The following is a 21403-nucleotide window of genomic DNA, read 5'->3' on the forward strand; positions in this document are numbered from 1 at the left end:
GCTTTTCTTTACTTCGCTATGAACATCTGCACCCAGTAGTTCCCATCCTTGGCATAGCCTACACCAATGTGGGTGACACTGTTGTTCATGATATTTTTCCGGTGTCCGGAGCTGTTCAGCCATCCATCCACAACGGATTTTGGAGACTGCTGGCCTGCAGCTATGTTTTCAGCCGCTGTAGAATAATCGACATCAAAGTCCTTCAGCATATCGAACGGACTGCCGTAGGTTGGAGACGTATGGGAAAAATAATCATTCTCCGCCATATCCTCTGATTTCACCTGGGCGACCTCTTCCACTTCTGCACTATTCTTCAATGGCTCCAACCCATTCTTTTTACGGGCTTCGTTTGTTAACTCGATGACCTTTTTCTGAAAATCACCGGATGCTGCCTGGCTTTCGCTTGGGCTGGAGTCTTTTTCAGTTTGGTTCTTGTTTTGCTGAGCAGACTCCGGCTGTCCTTGGTTATCCCCGGATGGTGCAGCCTGACGTTGGTCATAACGGCCTTCCTGATCGAAAAAGTACGGGCCTTCCATCCTTCCATTCGGACCATTGGGATTGATGCCCTCAAAATAGACGTTGGCATCGAAACGGCTCTGTTCATTGGAACGGGGGTCTACGGCATACCTTTGTTCCTGCTGCATGTTCTCATCTTCCGGATCGAAGGTAACCTGGTTCAAATTGTTGCGCTGACTTTCACGCGCACGTTCTTCTGTTGTATTACAAGCAGCCAGCAAGCCGAGAAGCATGATGACTGATAAGATCACAAGGATATTCTTCCTCATTTTCATCCTCCTTAAGGAATAGGTTCATCTATACTATCTGCTCTTTCCATAACCTTATCCCTGAAAAGAAGTACCAGCATCACTCTTGCTTTTCCACGAAAAAAAAGACTGCGGAACCCCACAGTCTTCGTACTTATCACCGGTGATTCAATCGGAAACAGACGACCTTCTGCTCGGTCATTGCTTCCATGCTGAAGCGCACACCTTCCCGGCCGATCCCCGATCCCTTGGTTCCACCAAACGGCATCTCATCAATCCGGTAATCACTGCTGTCGTTGATCATCAGTCCTCCAACATCCATATACTGAATAGCTTCAAACGCTTGTTGAATAGTATTGGTGAAAATTCCCGCCTGCAGCCCGTAGTTCACAGAATTGGACAATTCAATCGCTTCATCCAGACTTCTCACCGGGTGTACGAGCACAACAGGTCCGAATATTTCCTCCTTAGCCACTTTTGCATCATGCGGAACGCCGGTCAGAATGGTCGGATAGTAAAAGGCTCCTTCTCTTCTTCCACCAAGGACGATCTCCGCCCCTTCGCTGACCGCTTCCTCCACCCAGCTTTCCACCCTGAGCGCCTCTTTTTCCTGAATCATCGGCCCGACATCCGTTTCTTCCTCCATTTTATCGCCAACATGGAGAGCAGCTGACGCGGCTGCGAACTCATCAAGAAAAGCTCCATACTGCTGTTCCTCCACATAAATCCGCTGCACACCGATGCAATTCTGCCCGGCCGCTGAAAAAGCACCTGAAACGCAGGCTTTTACAGCTTCTTCCCGGTCTGCGTCGTTCAAGACGATAACAGGGGAATTGGATCCGAGCTCCATACTTAATTTTTTTGTCCCTGCTTTTTTCGTAATCGCATCACCTGCTTCGGGTCCACCGGTAAATGAGATCATCTGAACGGCCGGATGAGTGATTAAAGTGTCACCAATATCTTTTCCTGATCCTGTAATGACGGACAAATACCCTTCTGGAAGCCCTGCGGCTGTAAACGCCTCAGCAAGTTTCAAAGCACTTAAGGGGGTGACAGAGGCCGGTTTCAGGACAATCGCATTACCCGCAGCGATCGCAGGGCCGATCTTATGCGCCACTAAGTTGAGGGGATCATTAAACGGCGTAATAGCTCCGATGACACCGATCGGAAAGCGCTGATAATAGCCGACTCGGTTTTCACCGCCTTCATTCTGATCAAAATTGATGGTTTCTCCTTTTAACCGCCGCGCTTCCTCGGCACTGATTTCAATCGTCTGAACCGCCCGCTTCACTTCTCCCCTGGCTTCGGTAATCGTTTTGCTTCCTTCCAGGGCGATCACTTCAGCAAAGGACTCTTGATTCTCCCGCACGTAAGCGGCAGCTTTTTTCAACACTGTCATCCGTTCATGCGTCGGCCAAGGGCGCCGGGAAGTAAAAGCACGATGCGCCCCTTCCACCGCCTCTTCCATATCTGATTTGGAGGCGGAAGGTACTTCGGCGAGTAAACGCCCGTCCTGAGGATTGTAGACCGGGAAAGTGGAATCGGCTTCGACCCACCGTCCCGCGCACAGCATTTTTTCAACAACAGGATTCGTTTTCATGGCTCTGCTCCTTTCCTACACTTTTATTCTTGACTGCTGTTTATGGTAATGGATCAAATCAATCAACAAGGCATACCCGGTTTCCTTCAGTCCCGCTCCTGCTCCTGTCATAAAAATGGGGCCGGACATGTCACAGTCATATAAAATGGCATTCAAGGCTCCTGATACTCCCGCAAGAGGCTCATGAGCGGAGATGCGTTCCGGCTTGACCACCCCTGTAACACGGTCACCGTCCAAGGTTAATGTACCGATCAACCGCCATTTCTTTCCCGCTTTTTCCGCTTCCTGTATATCCGATGCACTCACTCCCGTAATCCCTGTACAAGGAATATCTTCCGGGGACAACGCCACACCAAAGACATGACTGGACAGGATGGCGAGTTTATAACGGACATCATAACCTTCCACATCACTGGTGGGATCAGCTTCTGCATACCCTAGGCCCTGCGCCTGCTTCAAAGCCTCTCCATAGTCCAGACCCTGCTCCATTTCCGTCAAAATATAATTGGTCGTACCATTCAGGATGCCCTTAATTTTATGGATCGTATTTCCTGCAAGTGTCTGCTCTGGAAGACGCAGCGCAGGTGTTCCGCTCATGACCGTGCCTTCAAAACCGAAAAATGCAACTTTCTCCTCCGCTTTCCGGGTCAACTCCTCATACGCATGGGCGACAGGTCCTTTATTCGTCGTGATGACACTTTTCCCTTGATCCAGAGCCCGGCGGCAGTGGGTCAATGCCGGTTCGCCTGTTTCCACATTCGTATAAGTGACTTCCACGATGACGTCTGCATGAGCGTGATCGATCATCTCCAAACTGTCCCAGCCTTTAACGACACCCGCGTGTTCCGGATAGGTTTCCACAGTCCCATGATCGCTGAGCCCTTTCAAAAGAACGGGAATATCAAGCCCATCCGGATGATATACCGCCCCTTTCATAACATCACTGACTCCGACAACGACAGTATCCAAGCCATACTCCTTCCTAAGGCGGAATCTTTTCTCTTCGATGATTTCCGCAAGTGCGCGTCCGACTCCTCCAAAACCGATAAAGGCGATTTTAACAGGCATTGTCATCCCCCTCGCTTTAATAGTTCATAAGCACTCCCCAAAAGGACTTGAACACCATGGGGCAGTGCTTGTTCGTCCAAATCAAAATCGGATTGATGCAGACTTTTCTCTTCGGTCAGCCCACAGCCAAGGAAAAACATCGCACCGGGAATGGTTTTCGTGTAAAAACTGAAATCTTCACTCCCCATGCCGAAGGGTTCTTCAATAAGCTTCAGAGAACCTGCGGCTGTTTTGATGGCTGTGTTGATATCGCGGTCGTTTACAAGGGCTGGTTCTCCCCGCTGGACAGTAAGTTCATATTTCCCGCCAAGGGCTGTCACGATGGCAAGGGTCTGCTTCAATTCTTCCAGCAGCTGTTCTCGGACGGATTCCTTATAAGAACGGATCGTACCCTCCAGATAAAGCCGGTCGGGGATAATGTTTCCCGCTTCACCAGCCTGAACCCGGCCGACGCTGAGTGTCCCGACTTCCAATGGGTCCATCCGGCGCCCATTCAGGCTGTATAAAGCTCCCAGCAGCGAGGAGGCCATCCAGATTGGGTCTTTCACTTGCTGTGGATAGCCGGCATGGCCGCCGGAACCATGGATGACAATGGAAAATTCATCGTTGTTTGCCATACTCGGCCCGTCATGCCACTGCACTTCCCCTGGTTTACGCCACGGACACATGTGGAGCCCCACCATTTTTTGAATATCATCCAATCTTCCTGTCTGCAGCATTTTCACAGCTCCGGTTTCCCCTTTAGAGTCGCAGCATTCTTCGGCCGGTTGAAAGATCAACTTCACTGTGCCTTTGAAACGCCCTCGTTCTGCATCTTCATGCAGCAGCTGAGCGGTACCCAGCAGTACAGCCATATGGGCATCATGGCCACAGGCGTGCATCACCCCTGGAACCCTGGAAGAGAACGAATGGGTGGTCGTTTCTTGAATCGGGAGGGCATCCATATCTGCCCGCAGTCCGACCACCGGACCTTCTCCATGACGAATGGAAGCAACCACGCCATGGCCGCCTACTTTTTCTTCTACCTTAAAGAGTGGAAGCTTCTTAAGTTCCGCAGCAATCGTTTCACTCGTCCGCTTTTCCTGAAAACTGAGTTCAGGGTGGCGGTGGAAATCCCTTCTCCAGCTGACCAGCTGCTCAAACAATTGACGGGATCTCAAGGCCAAGTCCGGGTTTCTGGTCTCCACACCGCTCCCCCCTTAAGGATTCACATAGGTTTTCAGCGATTGGAATGCCTGGGCTAAGTCCGCCTTCAAATCTTCTATGTCTTCGATTCCCGCCGAATAGCGGATCAAGCCTTCAGGAATTCCCATAGCCGCTCGTTCTTCTGGTGTACACTCCACATGACTCGTCGTTCTCGAAGGGCCGACAACGGTTTCTACAGACCCTAAGTTGGCGGCTCTATTGGCATAATTCAACTTAGGCAGTAAATCACGGACACCTGCCACTCCGCCTTTCACAGAAAAGCTGAGCATGCCACCGAATCCTCTCATCTGTTCTTTCGCTGTCTGGTGATGCGGATGCTCCGGAAGGCCTGGATAGAAAACGGCTTCCACTTCGTCAAAGGATTTCAAGTATTCAGCGATGGCTGCAGCATTCTTGTTTTGTTGATCGACGCGCAGCTTCAACGTCTTCATCCCGCGCAGAAGCAGGTAGGCAGCCATCGGGTCGAGGGTGGCTCCATTGATTTCACGGTAGTGGTAGATCGGTTCAATCAATTCTTTTCTGCCACAGACTGCTCCCCCAAGAGCATCAGCATGGCCACCGAGGAATTTCGTGGCACTGTGGATGACAAGGTCTGCCCCTAGCTCCAGTGGGTTTTGGTTGACCGGTGTCGCAAATGTATTATCGACGATGACAAGGGCACCAGCAGCCTTTCCAGCCTCAGCCATCCGCTTGATATCCGTAATCTTCACGGTTGGATTGGTCGGGCTTTCCAAGTACAACACCTTGCATCCTTTGGCAATCTCCCCTTCAATCAACTCGTGATCTCCAGTCTCACAAAGGACAACCTCGACCTGCTGTTTGGGAAGGAATTCAGTAAAGATTTTATTCGTTCCGCCGTACGTATCTTTAATGGACACCACCCTGTCGCCCGGGAACAAGTACGTACTGAGCGTATTGCTGATGGCCGCCATCCCTGTGGAAAAGCTTGTGGCTGCCTCCGCTCCTTCCAAGATACGGATTTTGTCTTCAAACGCCTGCACAGTCGGGTTGGTGTTCCTGCCATAAATATGACCGGGCTTAGCGCCTACAGCAACGTCATACCATTCATCCATGTCGTCATAACCAAAAGATACGCTGTGGACGACAGGTACCTGTGTCGCTCCGAAAGCCAGCTGTTCCTTTTCACCAGCCCAGATAGATTTTGTGCTCATTTTAGCTTCTTTCACGAAGATCATCTCCTTTATTTTTCAAAGCTTTCCACGCAAACCTTGCGATGGCTGTGTCCTGCACCCCTGTTCCTGTTAAATCACAGACCGTAATATCCTCATCGGAAGTTCGGGCCTGTTTACGGCCGCTAGTGAGCTCCCCGAGTTCCAGAGCCTGTTTTTCCAGATCCGGTACCCCTCTCAGTTCCCCGAGACGTCTGGACTGATGGATGACATCACAGGTGATGCTGTCCGCTTGTTCCAACACCCCGTGGTCAAGCTCCTGCTTATGTTCCGCATCCGATCCCATTGCTGTGATGTGAAGGCCGGGTTTTAACCATGCTGCATAAATCAGCGGCTCACGGGACGGGGTGGTCGTTACAACGATGTCGCTTTCATCGACGACCTGCTTCACGCTTGAGCAGATCGTTACCGGCAGGCCCAGTTCGTTTTCCACCTCTTTTTTATACGCTTCCGCCTGTTCCACTCTTCGTCCATACACATATACGTGATCGATAGGACGGACGAGCGTCAAAGCTTTCAATTGGAGTCTTGCCTGGGCACCTGTCCCGATGATACCGGCCCGGTGTGCGTCTTTTCTGCTGCAGAACGCCGCTGCCACGGCCCCCGCGGCGGCGGTACGCAGATCTGTCAATAGACCCTCATCTGCCAGCACGGCAAGCGGCTGTCCGGTACGGCTGTCAAGCAGAATCATCATGCCTCCGGATGTCGGAAGGCCTGCGGAAGGATTGTTAAAGAAGCCGGTGGATAATTTAACAGCAAAACTGTCTTCGCCCTCAATATAGGCGGACTTGATGTCCACTTCCCCGTTATGCTCCGGCACGTCTATACGCATAATCGGCGGCATCGTCACCTTTTTCGTGACCAATGCCGTAAAGGCTTGTTCGATGACTTTGAGTAATGAAGGATCGAGACGTATGAGGCGCTCGATCTCCTCCCTGGTATACAAGTGAATCACGGCCACTTCCTTTCAGCTGATTTGTCCGCTCAAATCCAAATGGTCACGAATGACTAATTCCTGAGGATATGTGGTGAAGCGTTCACTGCCTGAGTCCGTCACCCGGAACGTTTCCGATATTTCTATCCCATCTGTATCAAACCAGAGTGCCGGGATGAGGTGGAAGGTCATATTAGGCTGAAGGACAGTCGGGTCCCCTTTTCTAATACTGGCTGTATGCTCGCCCCAGTCCGGAGGGTAATTCATGCCGACAGAATACCCGAGACGGGCTTCTTTTTCATATCCGTATTTTTTGATCGTGTGCCGCCATACTTCTTCAAGCTCTCCACAGGTGACTCCAGGCTTCGCAAAATCAAGCACCGTCTGAATACCTTCGAGAACCACGGGAGCGACCTGCTTCATCTTCTCATTCGGCTGTCCGATGGCTACGGTTCTTGCAAGTGGAACATGGTACCGCTTATAACACCCTGCCAGTTCTATAATAACGGCGCTTCCTTCTACAAACGGACGGTCCGTCCACGTTAAATGAGGAATCGATGTATGGTCTCCGGTCGGCAGAAGCGGCACGATGGATGGATAATCCCCGCCGTATTCCGGCGTCCCTTTTACGAGATGGTAGTAAATCTCCGCTGCCGTATCACATTCTCTGACACCGGGCCGGACGCTTTCCACCCCTTGAGTCATGGCAAGATCCGCAATCCGGGCTGCCCGCCTCATGTATTCAATTTCCTGGTCTGACTTGACCATCCTCACTTGGTTGACCAAAAGCGAACCATCCGCAAAAGAAGCGTCCGGAAGTCCCTGCTTCAGCCGTTCCAGAGCCATACCCGTGAAGTAGTAGTGATCCATTTCCACACCGATGCGTCGTTTCCCCTGACCGATCTGCCGGATGATTTCCGCTGCAAAATCCATCGGATGGTAAACGGCTGAATGGACATAGTAATCCGGATAGGCGATGACATTTTCATCGTAGATCCATGTCGTCACTTTGGCACCGCCGGCATCCTGGTATCGGCCAATCCAGAGTGGCTGAGGTTCATCAATCAAAATTACGAGCATTTGATGGACATAAAAGGACCACGCATCATAACCGGAGAGATAATTCATATTGGCAGGATCCGTTATCAGCAGCACATCGATCCCTCTGTCCGCCATATTTCCTTTGACGGCCTGCAGACGCTTCTGGTACTCCAAAATGTCAAACGGAAGAACCATTCCATCCCCTCCATCCAAGTAGTCAGAATTTTAAATCTTCATTACGTCCATTGTATTCAACAGAAATTTTTTATGTAATGTAAAAATTGTATGAATTTTCAAGGCTGTCCTTGCTACATAATGGACACAGATGTCCCCTTTGGTGTTATGCTCTTTATAAATGCTTGTAGGAGGATGATCCATGACGTACAGTTACATCTCTCACCTTTACTGCCCGAAATGCTCGAAAACCTACAACACCTCAGAACCTCACCACTTATGTACTTGCGGCTCACCACTGCTTGTAAACTATGATTTGGAAGCGCTGTCTACATCTTGGTCAAAAGAAAGCCTCAGGGACCGCAATCCCGATCTCTGGCGCTATCATGAACTTCTTCCACTACAGAACCCTTCTTACCGGGTCTCCCTGGGAGAGGGGATGACACCGCTCCTTTCTCTGCCCGCTCTTGGAAAAGACATGAACATCCCCCATCTGGATATGAAGGATGAAGGCGTCATTCCGACGGGCTCTTTCAAAGCCCGCGGAGCAGCTGTCGGGGTATCCAAAGCCCGCGAACTTGGCGTGAAGGAACTGGCTATGCCGACAAATGGCAATGCAGGAGCGGCTTGGTCCCTCTATGCCGCCAGAGCGTCCATCACCCCCACCATTGTTATGCCGGTCGATGCCCCGAAAATCACACGGAATGAGTGCGCGGTTTCGGGAGCACGCCTTTTCCTTGTCAATGGCTTGATCAGCGATGCCGGCCAAATCATTTCACGGGCCGCTCAGGACCCGGACATCTATGATGTTTCCACATTGAAAGAGCCTTATAGAATCGAAGGAAAGAAAACAATGGGGCTTGAAATCGCAGAACAGACCGAATGGAAGCTGCCGGATGTCATTTTGTATCCGACCGGAGGCGGCGTCGGTTTAATCGGTATTTATAAAGCGATTCGGGAGCTCCAGCGACTGGGATGGGTAGAAGACGGGCGGATGCCGCGACTTGCTGCTGTCCAGTCAGAGGGCTGTGCCCCCATTGTGAAGGCCTGGGAAGAGGGACGGACAGAGTCCGATTTCTGGGAGGATGCAGATACGATGGCGTTTGGAATCAACGTTCCGAAAGCCATCGGTGATTTCCTTGTGTTGGAGGCGATCTATGAGTCCAATGGCTTTGCGGCTGCTGTATCTGAATCATCGATTCTGGAAGAACAGCAGCGGGCGGCGGAAATGGAGGGAACATTCGTCTGCCCGGAAGGTGCGGCTGCTTTTGCTGCTGCCCGGCAGCTGCGTCAGAAGAACTGGATCAAGGAAGAAGAGCACGTCGTCGTATTGAATACCGGAGCCGGCATCAAATATCCGGACACCGTAAACCTTGATATTCCAATCCTTCAACCTGGTGACACTTTGAAAAGAAAGGTATGATGAAAGTATTCTTAAAGAAAGTTGGGATAGAATGGAACGCATACAAATAGCAGAAGACCTCTCTTATTCACGCATTGTACACGGATTATGGCGTTTAGCCGACTGGAACCAATCGAAGGAAGAGACACTGGACTTGATTGAACACAATATCGATCAAGGCATAACGACATTTGACCATGCTGATATTTACGGAAGCTATACTTGTGAGAAGCTTTTCGGAGAGGTACTCAGTCTGAAGCCATCTCTCAGGGATCAGATGGAGATTGTAACGAAGTGCGGCATCGTACTTCCTTCAGAAAACCGCCCGGAGCATATGTCTCATCACTACAATACGACGAAAGAACATATCATCAAGTCGGTGGAACAGTCGCTTACCGATCTTCAGACAGAGTATGTAGACACTTTGCTGATCCATCGTCCCGACCCGTTCATGGACCCTGCATCCACAGCTGAGGCCTTTATTCAGCTGCAGAAAGAAGGAAAAGTACGTACCTTTGGTGTGTCCAATTTCAAGGATCATCAATGGCAGATGCTTGAATCCTATCTGCCGTTTTCTCTTGTAACCAACCAGCTGGAACTTTCCGCCTACCAACTGGAAAACTTTGAAGACGGTACGTTAAACCTTTGTCAGCAGAAACGCGTCGCGCCCATGGCCTGGTCCCCTCTGGCCGGCGGAGAAGTCTTTACATCCAACGATGATAAAGCCGTGCGGCTGCGAGACACACTGGCGAAGATCCAGGAGGAAATCGGTGCCGAGGGCATAGATGAAGTCATGTATGCCTGGCTTTTGAACCATCCGTCCCGGATTATGCCGATCGTCGGATCCGGTAAAAAGAACCGGATCGCCGGTGCCGTTAGAAGCCTGGATTACACCCTTACTCATGATCAGTGGTTTGAAATTCTACAGAGCTCCATGGGCCATGATGTACCGTAATTCATTTACAAACGTTTGATTCTATAAAAAGGACCGGAACGACGCTCGTCATCGCGTCGTTCCGGTCCTTTTCAGCGTTTATAACTCTCCAACAGCCTTCCGGATATCCTCCGCTTTCGTAATGGCGGATATGACAGCTGTGCCGGATGCGCCGGCTTCCATCACTCTGTGTGCATTTTCCGTCGTGATGCCCCCGATGCCGACCACAGGCATGTCCGGCTGTCTATCTTTTAATTCTTTGATCCATTCCGTACCGGAAACCGGGTTGGCATCCTTTTTACTCGTTGTAGGATAGACCGGTCCTGCTCCAAGGTAATCAACGAGATCAACGGGGCTGTTTTCCCATTCATCCAGGTCGGAGACGGACAGACCGATCACCGCATCAGGATGTGCCTCCCGGATCCCCTTGACGTGTTCATCCGACTGACCGACATGGATGCCTTCCGCGTTCAATCGGCGGAAAAGGTCCACATCATCATTTACGATGAATAAAATACCGGCGGATTTACAGCGCTGCTGCAATGCAGCCGCCAGCTGATATTTTTCATTCCCCTGCAGCGCCCCTTCCCCTTTTTCCCGGAATTGGAAAGCCGTAATGCCCCCTTCAATCGCTTCGTCCAGGATGGATAAAGGGTCCCTGTCACAGTCCTGACTGCCCATGATCAAATATTTTCTGAGCTGCTGTTCCAAATTCACCGGTCCGCCTCCTCTTCTGCTCCCAGAGCATCGATAAACGCAGGAACAAATGTCCCGGGTCCTGACACATGAGGGTGAGAAGCGGCCTGTTCTGCTGCTTTACCAAAATGATAGAGACCGGCCCGGACGTTTCCTGCGCGGTCTCCTTCAATGGCAAGAAACGCAGTGAGAACGGCACCAAGCAGACATCCGGATCCTGTGACTTTTGAAAGCCATTGGTGTCCTGTATCGTTTTTGAAGACTTCTCCTTCATACCCGATCACATCGGTTTTGCCTGTGCAGACAGCCATCGTCTGATAAAGTTCAGAAACTTTGAGAGCAATCTCATCGGTATTGGAGGCTTCTCCAGAGTCCACCCCTTTTGTTTCGACTTTCTCTCCAGCAAGGAAAGCCAGTTCTCCCGCATTGCCTTTGATCACATCGACATGAATTGTCGACAATATTTTCCTACAGGCCTCTTCCCTGTAGGAGGTGGCAGCGACTCCTACAGGATCCAGAACGACAGGGACGCCGGCTTCATTCGCCGCTTTTCCCGCCTCCAGCATCGCTTCCACCTGCTGCTCGTTCAATGTGCCGATATTCAACAGAAGGCCGTCTGCCAAACGAGCGACATCCCCGGCTTCCTGAACGGCATTCGACATAATCGGCGAAGCGCCGAGAGCAAGCAGGCCGTTGGCTGTATAATTCATGACGACTGCATTGGTAATGTTATGAATCAAAGGGCGTTCACTCCGCAGCTTCTGGATCAATGTTTGTGTCATGGATGAAAAACCTCCCTGCGTACAGCGAAATGATTGGTCGGGCCGTCCCCTTTACCAAGATCGAAAGAATGGCGAATAGCCTCTGTCACAAAATGCTTGCCCTTCTCTACCGCCTGCGCGAGCGGATATCCCTGGCTCATATAAGCGGCTATAGCAGCCGAGTACGTGCAGCCTGTGCCATGGGTATTCGCTGAATCAATCCGTTCTTCTTCGAAGGTGTGCAGCTCATATCCGTCATATAGAAAGTCGACCGCTTTCCCTTTTAAATGGCCGCCTTTTACAAGCGCAGCACCGGCTCCCAGCTGTTCTACAATTTCCACAGCTGCTTCCTTCATATCCTCTTCATGATGGATCCTTCGATTGAGAAGGGTTTCTGTTTCCGGAATATTGGGGGTGACAAGCGTCGATTCTGGTACAAGATGCCTTTTTAAATAGATCTGTTCTTCCTGCTCTACAAGCGGATCTCCACTTTGAGCAATCATGACAGGGTCCATAATATACGGAGCATCGATGGTCTGCATCCAGTCTTTAATGACCTGCATCATTTCCTTATTGGCAATCATCCCTGTCTTCACAGCGTGCACCGGCATATCATCACTTACCGCAAACAGCTGCTCACGGATGAAGGAGTCAGGGAGATGATGCACATCTTTGACTCCTGTCGTATTTTGGGCGACAACCGAAGTCACCACACTCATACCATAGCTTTTCAATTCCTGGAATGTTTTCAAATCGGCCTGGATGCCGGCTCCTCCACTTGGATCCGTACCGGCAATTGTTAATACACATGCGGGTTTCATTGAACCACTTCCTTTCCTATCAATCATTCTTTTCAATTGGATTTCATCAGGACTGCGGGAGCGGGCTTTCCACCTTCACTCTTGATAAAAGGAACACAGCAATGACCGCTCCTGACAGACTACTCACTAGAAACGACGGAAGAAACGCAAAGACCGCTGCTGAGCTTCCCATGAACCAGCTGGCGAAGGGAACGGCGGCCAGAGCACCAATCACACCTGTGCCCAGCACTTCTCCTGCTGCTGCAGAAAGCTTCCGTGCATAAACCTTATAAAATACACCGGCAAAAAACGCCCCGAACATACCTCCGGGAAAAGCCAGAATCGTCCCAAGTCCCAGCAGAAAACGCAGCAGGCCGATGACAAAAGCGACCGCCACCGCTGGAATCGGACCGAGCATTACGGCTGCCATGACATTGACGGCGTGCTGGACAGGGTAGGCTTTGGCTGCTCCAGCGGGAAACCATAAAAACTGCGAGCCTAGTGTACCTACGGCCACAAGGACGGCCATGAATGTAAGAATTCTGGTTTTATTCATCAGTCAGCTCCTTCCTGGGAATAAAATAAAAAACCAGGTCCACCGGGGACCTGGTTTTGATAGAAGAAGTCGATCAATGACGATCATGTGACTACTTCCCTCCGCTGGTATTAACCAGATCAGGTACGTAAGAGTCAGAAAGCGTCCATGCTTTCCTCTCAGCCTCTTCAGGCTCCCCTAGTAGTTTTGAAATCTATTCACTTGCATCCATCATAACAAAACTGGTTGAATCTGTCATCATCTCCTGCCTCATGCAGCCAGGCAAAAAGACTTCCGTTCACTGCGGCCCGGGCTTCTCTACTTTTTTCAGGAGCCACAGCCGCACACTCAGCTCCAGTAAAAATAAATCATCCGCGTTCAACAAGGACAACCCCGTCAGCTGTTCAATATTCCTCAGCCGGTGCAGAAGGGACTGCCGGTGCAGATTCAGTGCCCTCGATGTCTGGCTGACATTGCTGTTGTACTTGTTATAAACCATAAATGTATGAAGAAGCTCCGCCTGCCTTTTCTGATCATAATCAATCAGGGGCTGGAGAGTATCCTGAACAATATCCTCGATTTCTTTTTTATGGGATAAGGCCATCAAAAGCCTGTTCATCCTTGTCTCCTTAAAGAATGTCCGGCCCCCGGCCTCGTTCTGCTGCTCTCCCATCTGCAGGGCTGTCCGCGCTTCCTCATAGCTGTGATGGAAGACTTGATACCCTTCTTTATGACACGAAATCCCCCATTGGATCGTGACACCAGCCAGCAGTTCGAACAAACGCCTTTCGACAAGGTCCAGAAATTGATTCGCTGCTTCCTCACTGCCTGCTTTATCCGCCTCCAGAAAGATGATGACTCTCTCTTCATCAAAGGTCGTCATCACCTGCCGTCCCACCATGTGCCCGGCATAAGCGGCCTCCTTCTGGATGTAATAGTTGCGGCTCTGTAGAGAAGAAGAAGAGGGAAGCTGTCCATCGTTTCCTACTGAACGGCTTGCCGGCCGATGGAACAGAACCTCTCCGACAAAGCAGACGTAAGGTTTCTCAAGATCATAGCCGAGAAGCCTGGCTTTCGACAACAGCTGCTTGTCCATGCGCTGCTCCTGCTTCGCCAGTTCCAAAAGAAAGTTATCCTTGAGACGGATTTCTGTCATTTCGATGGCATTTTCCTTCACGAAATAAAGGGCACAGGCGGTCAGCGTGTGCTCAAGAATCGTCATCATCTCTGTTGTTACCTCTTGGTCCTTTTCCGGCTGAAACAACAAATATCCCTGTTTCTTATAGTTGGATAGAATCGTAAGCTGATAACAGCATTCTTCACCGATTTGATAAGCTTCTATAAAATGTGTAAGCGGGTGCTCCACACGGAAAGGATGCTCAATTAAAGAAACAACCGCTTCTTTACGCCCGTTCAACGCTTCAATCAGGGAAGAATCAAAATGCTGATTGGCCCGGATGTGCTTCAAATGGTCACTGATGGCATTGGGCAGCCCTGTGTATTGATAGAGGATGGTCGTGATTTCCTGAAGTCCCTTCCCATTCAGCACGCAATTGATCAATTCCTGACGGATCCCTTCGACATGCCTGTGAATCTTCTGTTTCTCATCATTGATTAACTGCAGCACGCCTTGAAGAATATCCGCAAACCGTACTTCCCAGGGGATTTCCACAAGCACGAGCTCATGTTGTTCAGCTAGAGCAATGATACGATCAGGGATTTTAAACAAATGACGGCCGGTGGCAAAAGCCAGAATGGAAGCATCTGACCGGATGACATCCTTCACGTAGGCCTCCAGGGCCGGGATATCCTCCCCGCATCCCACTCCCGTGCTGAGAACAAATTCATTGTTTCTCACAAAATTTTCGACAGGCGTCTCTATGACAGAGATCCACTCCACATCACGCTCATAAACAGGCGTCTGCACGTTCGCTTTCTCTAACATCGGCAGCTTCAATACCTCTTCCACAGGTACACCCATCCCCACTCCCCCTTTTTCAGTTGTCCATCCACGTTCGAACCGTATCTGTATCTACATTGTTTCCCGTAATGATCAAGACCACAGGCCCTTCCAAAATCGGCTGATCAAGGAGATAGCCGGCTCCAACAGCGGCTGCACCCTCTACGATAATTTTATGATGATCAAGGAGACTGTATAATCCTTCTTTAATACGGTCTTCCTGTAAAAGCACACCTTTATCCATCAACGACCGGGTCATAGAAAATGTATAACGGTTATCCTCACCAATGCCACCCAGCAGACTATCGGCCAGGGTATCCTCTTCTTCCAGCCTAACGACCGCCCCTTTTTTCAGACTGGCCTGCATGACGGCACTTCGTTCCATCGTCACCCCGGTGACTGAAACAGCAGGATCCATCTTTTTCAAAACGAATCCGATCCCGGATAAAAGGCCGCCTCCGGACAGCGGGATCACCACTTCTTTCAGTTCAGGAAGCTGTTCCATCAATTCAAGACCGATGGTTCCCTGTCCAGCAATCACCTCGGGGTCATCAAAGGGCTGGACGATCGTCATTCCATACTTAGATGCCAGCTCCCTGCAGCGAACAGCAGCTTCATCCTGACTGACCCCCGTCCGTTCGATATCCGCCCCCAGACGCTTCAGACGTCTAAGCTTCGCTTCTGGAACACGACGGGATAGGCAAACCGTACAAGGAATACCCATCTGCCGTGCTGCGTAGGCGGTGGCGATTCCATGATTTCCTGTAGAAAATGTTGTCACACCACGCTTTTTTTCATCTTCTGTTAAAGATAGCAGCTTGTTTGCCGCCCCCCTTATTTTAAAAGATCCTGTAGGATGGGATTGTTCCATTTTCAAGTAAACCGGCTGCCCTGAGCGGTCGGAGAAATACTCCGAATACACAAGCGGCGTCGGTTTCACGATGCTCCCGATACGTTTCCTCGCTTTCCACACATCTCTCAACAACAGCTGTTCCAAAGAATCCCCCCCTGAAATAGATAAAAAATTCTGATTATTACTTATTATAGGGGATGGATTGATAGTCGGAAAAGGGGCAGAGAGGGGAATCTTTGTAAAACCCTCTAAAAAAAGCCCTCCCATGACGGGGAGGGCTTGATGTATTCAGGATGATTTCTTCTTTCCAGACGTCGTTGTTTTCGTTCGTGCTGCTTTGGTCTTGCGCTTTTTCGTGGGTCCTTTTGTCTTTTCAAGGGATTTTTCCAAGGCGTCCATCAGACTTGTAACGTTATCCGGAGCCGGTTTATCCTTCGCTGTTGTAATTTCTTCATTATTTTTCTTCGCTTCAATCAGTTCCATCAACGCTGTCCGGTAGTCATCTTTATATTTCCCAGCATCAAATTCGGTGGTCAGCTGGTCGATCAATGTAACAGCGGTACTCAGTTCTTTTTTACTTAAATCAGATTCTTCAGGGACATTCGGGACATCCTGGACACTCCGCACTTCATCAGGATAATGGATCGTCTCCATGACTAAGGTGTTCTCATACACCCTTAAAACAGCCAGCTGCTCCTTCGAGCGGATGATGATTTTGGCAATCCCGATTTTACCGGTATCCCCGAGTGCCTGACGCAGAAGGCTGTAGGCCTTGGCCCCGCCTTCGTTTGGAGAGATGAAATAGCTCCGTTCAAAGTATATCGGGTCGATCTCCTCCAGTTTTACAAAATCGAGGATTTCCACCGCTTTATCGTCTTGTTCCTTTTTCAGCTGCTCTAAATCCTCGTTGTCCAGGACAACAAACTTATTTTTCGCATACTCGTAGGCCTTAACGATTTCTTCACTTTCGATTTCTCTGTCACAGACAGGACAGCTCTTTTCATATTCCACCGGCGAATGACACTCTTTATGCAGCTGCCTCAGCTTAATATCCTTATTTTCTGTAGCAGCATGCAGTTTCACAGGAATGTTGACCAGACCGAAACTGATGGTTCCTTTCCACATGGTGTGCATAGTGATGGCTCCTTTTTTCTTAGCTTTTGCGTTCAAAGTGAAAATATGTTCCATCCTGAAAGGACAACCTAAGGGAAAAAGGAGGGAACGTATGAAACGCCCGATGCTGCTTACCCCGTCCGACGATCTCCCTGAAGGCGGGGAGTGGATGTATGAACCAAAATATGATGGCTTCCGTGCATTCCTCGAATGTACATCTGAAGGCATCCGCCTGATCAGCCGGAACGGGAAGGATTTAACAAATAAATTCCCTGAAATCAGTGAAGCCGTCCCTCCTCCGCATACAAGTCCCTTTATTCTGGACGGGGAAATTGTCATTCTGAATACAGCTTTTCAAGCCAATTTCGACCTTCTCCAAAAGCGGGGACGTTTAAGAAAGACAGCGAACATTCGAAAAGCAGCGGCGGAGCGGCCTGCCTTATTTGCAGCTTTTGATTTCGTTCAGGAAAAAATTCCGTTAAAAGAAAGAAAACAACGGCTGACGGAACTCCTTGCCAAGTGGGAACACCCACGAATTGAAATGGTGGCCGTTTATCAACATGTGGATAAGCTGAAAGACATCATCCACCTGCACTTTGGTGAAGGAATCATCGCCAAACGGAGCACCAGCACCTATCAATTCGGAGAAAGGACCCGGCACTGGCTGAAGTGGAAGCAGTGGAAAACAGCATCCGTATTCCTCACCCGCTTCGACCCGGGCAATGGATATGTGGATACAGGTGTGTATAACAAGGGGCAGATTCGAAAAGCTGGACGCTTCAAACATGGTCTTCCACATGAAGAAGCTGCCACTCTTCGTCAATTTTTTAAGGAGAAAGGGAAAAAAGAAAAGAACAAGTGGACACTCCCGCCGAGCGTCTGTGCTGACATCCACTGCTTAGGAGCTGAAAGTGGAGAGTTCCGGGAACCGATGTTTCACCGTTTCCGTTTCGATCACACACCAGAAGAATGTACATCAAGGAAGATGACGTGGGATTTAAGTTTGTTCCCCGGCCGTTTTGAGCCGACCAGCCTTGAAAAAGAGCTGTTCCCAGGTGTGACCAAGCGGGACTATCTTCTGTACACCCGTCATATCGCTCCTTATATGCTGCCTTTCATGAAAGAAAAGAAATTGACCGTGATCCGCTTTCCTGACGGCATTCATAACGAATCCTTCTTCCAGAAACACCGGCCGGATTATGCACCGGATACACTGAAACTGTGGATGGAAAAAGGAGAGCCCTATATGATCTGCGAAAAACTTCATGGTCTTCTCTGGCTGGCGAATCAGGGAGCCGTAGAATTCCATCTTCCCTTTGAAAAAGCAGGCGGTGTTCACCCGGATGAAATCATTCTTGATCTGGATCCTCCAGAAAAAGAGGCTTTCCCTCTCTGCCTCACAGCCGCTCTTCTCTGCCGGAAATGGCTGGATGAGCTGGGCATGATCAGCTTCATTAAACTATCAGGAAGCAAAGGGATGCAGCTTCACATCCCGTTCCAAGAGGGAGATCTTACTTATGAAGAAACGCGGGCCATCACAAAGACATTAGCCCGGCTCCTCGTTGAGACAAAACCGGATCTTTTCACTGTGGAACGATTGAAAAGAAAGCGTAAAGACAGACTGTACATCGATTATGTCCAGCATGGGGAAGGGAAGACGATCATCGCTCCCTATTCTGTACGGGCGAAGGACGGCGCTCCGATTGCCGCCCCTTTGCACTGGGAGGACGTACAGGATGGACTGGACCCCCGGTCATTCACGGTGGAGAACATGCTTGAAAGGCTCCAAAAAAGAGGGGATCCTTTTCAGGACTATGAAAAAGCCAGAGCCCTCCAACCGATGGATCAGATTCAAGCCCTGCTCGACTATTGATGTCGGATATTGCCCGGGAAATAGGAAAATACACCATTCTTCTTTCATACAGACGGATGTCGAGGTTCCATTTTTTATGTAGAGGTGTTGGAAAAAGGAGAAATCCAGCGGTCGATTCTCCTTTTTCCCAACCTTCCCGCATGCCTCAGATGCCTTCATGACTTATAATTCAAGCTTTTAACACCTGTTTCCGGGTTATGACAGCAAGCAGAACAGCGACGAACATTTCCGCAAGAGGCAGAGACAGCCATACCCCTGCAGCTCCAAACCAATTTGGAAGCAGCCATAAAAGCGGAAGGATGAATACAAAGCTCCGCAGAACAATAATCGTTGTCGAAGGGCGGATCTGACCTACGGACTGGAAATAGGTCATATAAACGAAGTTGAAGCCTAAAAACAAGTAACCGGTAAAGAACAGCCGGATGCCGTTCACCGCAAGATCCGTGACATCTTTGGACTCCACTCCAAACAAGGAAACAAGAGGACGGGCAGCTAAAACTCCTATGATTAGCAGCACGATGCCGAGACCTGCAGCTGTCCGTTCACCTATCCTCACTGAATCCTTGATGGCATCCTTGCTCCCAGCTCCATGGTAATAACTGATCATCGGCTGGAGGGCCGACTCAATACCGAAAAAGGATAAGAACATAAAGCCGTGCAGGTAATTCACTACTGAAAAAGCGGCGACGCCTTCCGTTCCAAGTAACGCCCCGATCGCTATATTATATCCAGCGACAAATACAAGCGTCCCCGCCTCTGCAAGAAAGCTCGGAAAACCGATGGTCATAACTTCTCCAAGAAGCTTCCATGACCATAGAAAAACCGGTTTTCGCAGATGGGTATTTTCCTTGAAAAAGTGAAGCAGCAGCACAACCAGACCTGCCACACTGGCAAGCACGGTCGCCAGTGCCGCTCCAAACACCCCTTTTTCCAAAATGAAAATCATATAATAGTTCAAACCAATGTTCACGATGGCGGTTACCCCAAGCGCCACCATGGAGAGGGTAGGACTTCCATCGTTCCGGACGAAGATACTGAGGAGCTGCTGAAGGGCAATCAACCACCCCAGCAGAAATAAAACCGTTAAATAGTCCACGGTAGGAGCGAACGTATCCGCATTGGCCCCGAGCCAATAAGCGATTGGCTCAATGAAAAAGTATCCGGCTGTTCCGATTACAGCCAGTATAACGAGAGAAGCCGCAGTGGAAAGCGAAAAGACACTCCGCGCTTTGTCAGGCTCTCCACGGCCGATATGCATGGAATAAATCGTCCCTCCTCCGATTCCGATCCAGAGGGAAATGGAGAAGATTAATGAGAAAACCGGCATAGCAAGATTGACACCAGCCAGTCCTTCTTCGCCTACACCGCGGCCTACGAATATGCCATCGATCAGGATGTTGATCGACATCAGCATCATCCCGAACAACGCCGGGAAGAAATATTGAAAGAATACCTGTCTTACTGGTTTGGTTCTCAACGTCTCATGTGTTCCACTCATCTTTATGACCTCCTGCATCTGTTTGCAAGAGAAAGTATAAACCTTAAAGTGACTTTAAGGTCAATCCTTTTCTGTTACAGGAATTTGAATCCAAGTAACATAGGCAGATGAATCGTTGGTTACCGATTCATCAAGAACCGCCACTTCCAGAGGTGTCCCTGATATCTGCCTTCCATCCTCCTTCAAGTGATCCAGCATCACGGCATAACTGTCTTTAATCGTCTCATAAGGCCCCCGGTGGGGGTAGCAGGCATATGTCCCTTCAGGAAGGCTGGGACTCGCCGGTGTTTCCTTGTCTTTTGCTAAAAATATGAACACAGCGAAATATTTCGCAGGTCCTTCTCCATGAAGACTGTCCATGTCGACCATCGTCCCCATATCCCCTGTGAAAAATCCATCATAACCGCCTCCAGCAGATGCGAGTTCTTCCAGATCCTGAAGAAAAATGGCGTCTGATGCTACAAAAAGATCCACCGGTTGATCATTATACAAATACGTAATCGGGCGCTCAGGAAAATAACGATAGACGAAAGAAGGCGACCGGCGGAGCGCAAGCCCCTCATCAATGGTCTCAATTTTGCTTTGAATCATTGCGGAAACCTTCTTCAGCCTTACCATTTCATTATCGATTTCCCTTTGTTTGCTCTCCAGCAGCTCTTTTGTATTTTCAGCTGTCCGGTTTGCCAGCTGGTGGTGGATATCATCGATGGAAAAGCCGTTCTTCTTTAGAAATATGATCGTATCCAATACGACAAACTGTTCAAAGTTATAATAGCGGTATTGTGTTTCCGGATCCACATACCCCGGACGAAACAGCCCGATTTGATCGTAATACCTTAACGTAGAAGCAGAAATCTGAAATAACCGGGCCATTTCCCCGATACGAAAGCGCCGCTTCATAAGTATCCCTCCTCCCTTTCATCTCTCCCCCCTATCCTATATCATATCCTAAACCGATCGCACGGGTCTCTGGGCTGGATTTTTCCATTAGAAAAGGGTGC

General features: G+C 49.7%; 19 protein-coding genes and 1 riboswitch. Of the genes, 3 read left to right on the top strand and 16 right to left on the bottom strand.

What is annotated here, in order from left to right; translation table 11 throughout:
• Nucleotides 1-8 precede the first annotated feature (8 nt).
• From ACXAD6_RS17120 to ACXAD6_RS17150, 7 genes are all read right to left on the bottom strand, one after another.
• Nucleotides 9-785, bottom strand: coding sequence for a CAP domain-containing protein (locus ACXAD6_RS17120; RefSeq protein WP_474969924.1), 777 nt, complete (start codon nucleotides 783-785; stop codon nucleotides 9-11).
• A gap of 136 nt (nucleotides 786-921) precedes the next feature.
• Nucleotides 922-2364: an aldehyde dehydrogenase family protein gene (locus ACXAD6_RS17125; RefSeq protein WP_474969925.1), complete on the bottom strand. Its 1443-nt coding sequence runs from the start codon at nucleotides 2362-2364 to the stop codon at nucleotides 922-924.
• 15 nt (nucleotides 2365-2379) lie between these two features.
• Nucleotides 2380-3432, bottom strand: coding sequence for a homoserine dehydrogenase (locus ACXAD6_RS17130; RefSeq protein WP_474969926.1), 1053 nt, complete (start codon nucleotides 3430-3432; stop codon nucleotides 2380-2382).
• A gap of 2 nt (nucleotides 3433-3434) precedes the next feature.
• A complete protein-coding gene (locus tag ACXAD6_RS17135; protein ID WP_474969927.1) occupies nucleotides 3435-4619 on the bottom strand; it encodes a M20 metallopeptidase family protein in 1185 nt (394 codons plus the stop codon).
• Nucleotides 4620-4631: 12 nt separating this feature from the next.
• Nucleotides 4632-5810, bottom strand: a complete 1179-nt coding sequence (locus ACXAD6_RS17140) for a cystathionine gamma-synthase family protein (protein WP_474970453.1) — start codon at nucleotides 5808-5810, stop codon at nucleotides 4632-4634.
• 1 nt (nucleotide 5811) lies between these two features.
• Complete coding sequence (locus tag ACXAD6_RS17145) at nucleotides 5812-6783, bottom strand: cyclodeaminase (protein WP_474969928.1); 972 nt, start codon at nucleotides 6781-6783, stop codon at nucleotides 5812-5814.
• 12 nt (nucleotides 6784-6795) lie between these two features.
• Nucleotides 6796-7998, bottom strand: a complete 1203-nt coding sequence (locus tag ACXAD6_RS17150; protein ID WP_474969929.1) for a M24 family metallopeptidase — start codon at nucleotides 7996-7998, stop codon at nucleotides 6796-6798.
• A 181-nt stretch (nucleotides 7999-8179) separates the two neighbouring features.
• Between ACXAD6_RS17150 and ACXAD6_RS17155 the strand changes: the two genes are divergently transcribed.
• Together ACXAD6_RS17155 and ACXAD6_RS17160 are read left to right on the top strand one after the other, a co-directional pair.
• The gene (locus ACXAD6_RS17155; protein ID WP_474969930.1) at nucleotides 8180-9400 is read left to right on the top strand and encodes a threonine synthase; all 1221 of its coding nucleotides are present in this window, start codon (nucleotides 8180-8182) and stop codon (nucleotides 9398-9400) included.
• Between the two features lie 31 nt (nucleotides 9401-9431).
• Nucleotides 9432-10334, top strand: a complete 903-nt coding sequence (locus ACXAD6_RS17160; protein WP_474969931.1) for an aldo/keto reductase — start codon at nucleotides 9432-9434, stop codon at nucleotides 10332-10334.
• A 78-nt stretch (nucleotides 10335-10412) separates the two neighbouring features.
• Here ACXAD6_RS17160 and thiE read toward each other — a convergent pair whose 3' ends face one another.
• The 7 genes from thiE to ku all read right to left on the bottom strand — a co-directional run bounded on the left by thiE (nucleotide 10413) and on the right by ku (nucleotide 17052).
• A complete protein-coding gene (thiE, locus tag ACXAD6_RS17165; protein WP_474969932.1) occupies nucleotides 10413-11030 on the bottom strand; it encodes a thiamine phosphate synthase in 618 nt (205 codons plus the stop codon).
• Nucleotides 11027-11791 carry a hydroxyethylthiazole kinase gene (thiM, locus tag ACXAD6_RS17170; protein WP_474969933.1) on the bottom strand — a complete coding sequence of 255 codons (765 nt, stop codon included), beginning with the start codon at nucleotides 11789-11791 and terminating at the stop codon, nucleotides 11027-11029. Before thiM ends, thiE begins: the two co-directional genes overlap by 4 nt.
• The gene (gene thiD, locus ACXAD6_RS17175; RefSeq protein WP_474969934.1) at nucleotides 11788-12591 is read right to left on the bottom strand and encodes a bifunctional hydroxymethylpyrimidine kinase/phosphomethylpyrimidine kinase; all 804 of its coding nucleotides are present in this window, start codon (nucleotides 12589-12591) and stop codon (nucleotides 11788-11790) included. Before thiD ends, thiM begins: the two co-directional genes overlap by 4 nt.
• A gap of 46 nt (nucleotides 12592-12637) precedes the next feature.
• Nucleotides 12638-13126 carry an energy coupling factor transporter S component ThiW gene (thiW, locus tag ACXAD6_RS17180; protein WP_474969935.1) on the bottom strand — a complete coding sequence of 163 codons (489 nt, stop codon included), beginning with the start codon at nucleotides 13124-13126 and terminating at the stop codon, nucleotides 12638-12640.
• A gap of 79 nt (nucleotides 13127-13205) precedes the next feature.
• Nucleotides 13206-13315, bottom strand: a riboswitch (TPP riboswitch).
• An 88-nt stretch (nucleotides 13316-13403) separates the two neighbouring features.
• The gene (locus ACXAD6_RS17185) at nucleotides 13404-15086 is read right to left on the bottom strand and encodes a PucR family transcriptional regulator (protein WP_474969936.1); all 1683 of its coding nucleotides are present in this window, start codon (nucleotides 15084-15086) and stop codon (nucleotides 13404-13406) included.
• A gap of 16 nt (nucleotides 15087-15102) precedes the next feature.
• A complete protein-coding gene (locus ACXAD6_RS17190; RefSeq protein WP_474969937.1) occupies nucleotides 15103-16062 on the bottom strand; it encodes a pyridoxal-phosphate dependent enzyme in 960 nt (319 codons plus the stop codon).
• 144 nt (nucleotides 16063-16206) lie between these two features.
• On the bottom strand, nucleotides 16207-17052 hold the full coding sequence (gene ku / locus ACXAD6_RS17195) for a non-homologous end joining protein Ku (protein ID WP_474969938.1): 846 nt from the start codon (nucleotides 17050-17052) through the stop codon (nucleotides 16207-16209).
• A 91-nt stretch (nucleotides 17053-17143) separates the two neighbouring features.
• Here ku and ligD point away from each other — a divergent pair, with 91 nt between their 5' ends.
• Nucleotides 17144-18904 (top strand): DNA ligase D, encoded by a 1761-nt coding sequence (ligD, locus tag ACXAD6_RS17200; protein WP_474969939.1) that lies wholly within the window; start codon nucleotides 17144-17146, stop codon nucleotides 18902-18904.
• 169 nt (nucleotides 18905-19073) lie between these two features.
• Here the strand turns inward: ligD and ACXAD6_RS17205 are convergent, their stop codons facing one another.
• Together ACXAD6_RS17205 and ACXAD6_RS17210 are read right to left on the bottom strand one after the other, a co-directional pair.
• Complete coding sequence (locus ACXAD6_RS17205; protein ID WP_474969940.1) at nucleotides 19074-20402, bottom strand: MATE family efflux transporter; 1329 nt, start codon at nucleotides 20400-20402, stop codon at nucleotides 19074-19076.
• A gap of 60 nt (nucleotides 20403-20462) precedes the next feature.
• Nucleotides 20463-21302 (bottom strand): MerR family transcriptional regulator, encoded by an 840-nt coding sequence (locus ACXAD6_RS17210; protein WP_474969941.1) that lies wholly within the window; start codon nucleotides 21300-21302, stop codon nucleotides 20463-20465.
• Nucleotides 21303-21403 lie beyond the last annotated feature (101 nt).

Source organism: Halobacillus sp. ABH2_015, from assembly GCF_056158945.1.

Bases quoted from the DNA above. Each gene is read 5' to 3' on its own strand.
- ACXAD6_RS17205 (WP_474969940.1), bottom strand. From the start codon at position 20,402: ATGAGTGGAACACATGAGACGTTGAGAACCAAACCAGTAAGACAGGTA.
- thiW (WP_474969935.1), bottom strand. From the start codon at position 13,126: ATGAATAAAACCAGAATTCTTACATTCATGGCCGTCCTTGTGGCCGTA.
- ACXAD6_RS17130 (WP_474969926.1), bottom strand. From the start codon at position 3,432: ATGCCTGTTAAAATCGCCTTTATCGGTTTTGGAGGAGTCGGACGCGCA.
- ligD (WP_474969939.1), top strand. From the start codon at position 17,144: ATGAAACGCCCGATGCTGCTTACCCCGTCCGACGATCTCCCTGAAGGC.
- ACXAD6_RS17210 (WP_474969941.1), bottom strand. From the start codon at position 21,302: ATGAAGCGGCGCTTTCGTATCGGGGAAATGGCCCGGTTATTTCAGATT.
- thiM (WP_474969933.1), bottom strand. From the start codon at position 11,791: ATGACACAAACATTGATCCAGAAGCTGCGGAGTGAACGCCCTTTGATT.
- ACXAD6_RS17125 (WP_474969925.1), bottom strand. From the start codon at position 2,364: ATGAAAACGAATCCTGTTGTTGAAAAAATGCTGTGCGCGGGACGGTGG.
- ACXAD6_RS17155 (WP_474969930.1), top strand. From the start codon at position 8,180: ATGACGTACAGTTACATCTCTCACCTTTACTGCCCGAAATGCTCGAAA.
- ku (WP_474969938.1), bottom strand. From the start codon at position 17,052: ATGCACACCATGTGGAAAGGAACCATCAGTTTCGGTCTGGTCAACATT.
- ACXAD6_RS17160 (WP_474969931.1), top strand. From the start codon at position 9,432: ATGGAACGCATACAAATAGCAGAAGACCTCTCTTATTCACGCATTGTA.
- ACXAD6_RS17140 (WP_474970453.1), bottom strand. From the start codon at position 5,810: ATGAGCACAAAATCTATCTGGGCTGGTGAAAAGGAACAGCTGGCTTTC.
- ACXAD6_RS17185 (WP_474969936.1), bottom strand. From the start codon at position 15,086: ATGGGTGTACCTGTGGAAGAGGTATTGAAGCTGCCGATGTTAGAGAAA.
- ACXAD6_RS17120 (WP_474969924.1), bottom strand. From the start codon at position 785: ATGAGGAAGAATATCCTTGTGATCTTATCAGTCATCATGCTTCTCGGC.
- thiD (WP_474969934.1), bottom strand. From the start codon at position 12,591: ATGAAACCCGCATGTGTATTAACAATTGCCGGTACGGATCCAAGTGGA.
- ACXAD6_RS17150 (WP_474969929.1), bottom strand. From the start codon at position 7,998: ATGGTTCTTCCGTTTGACATTTTGGAGTACCAGAAGCGTCTGCAGGCC.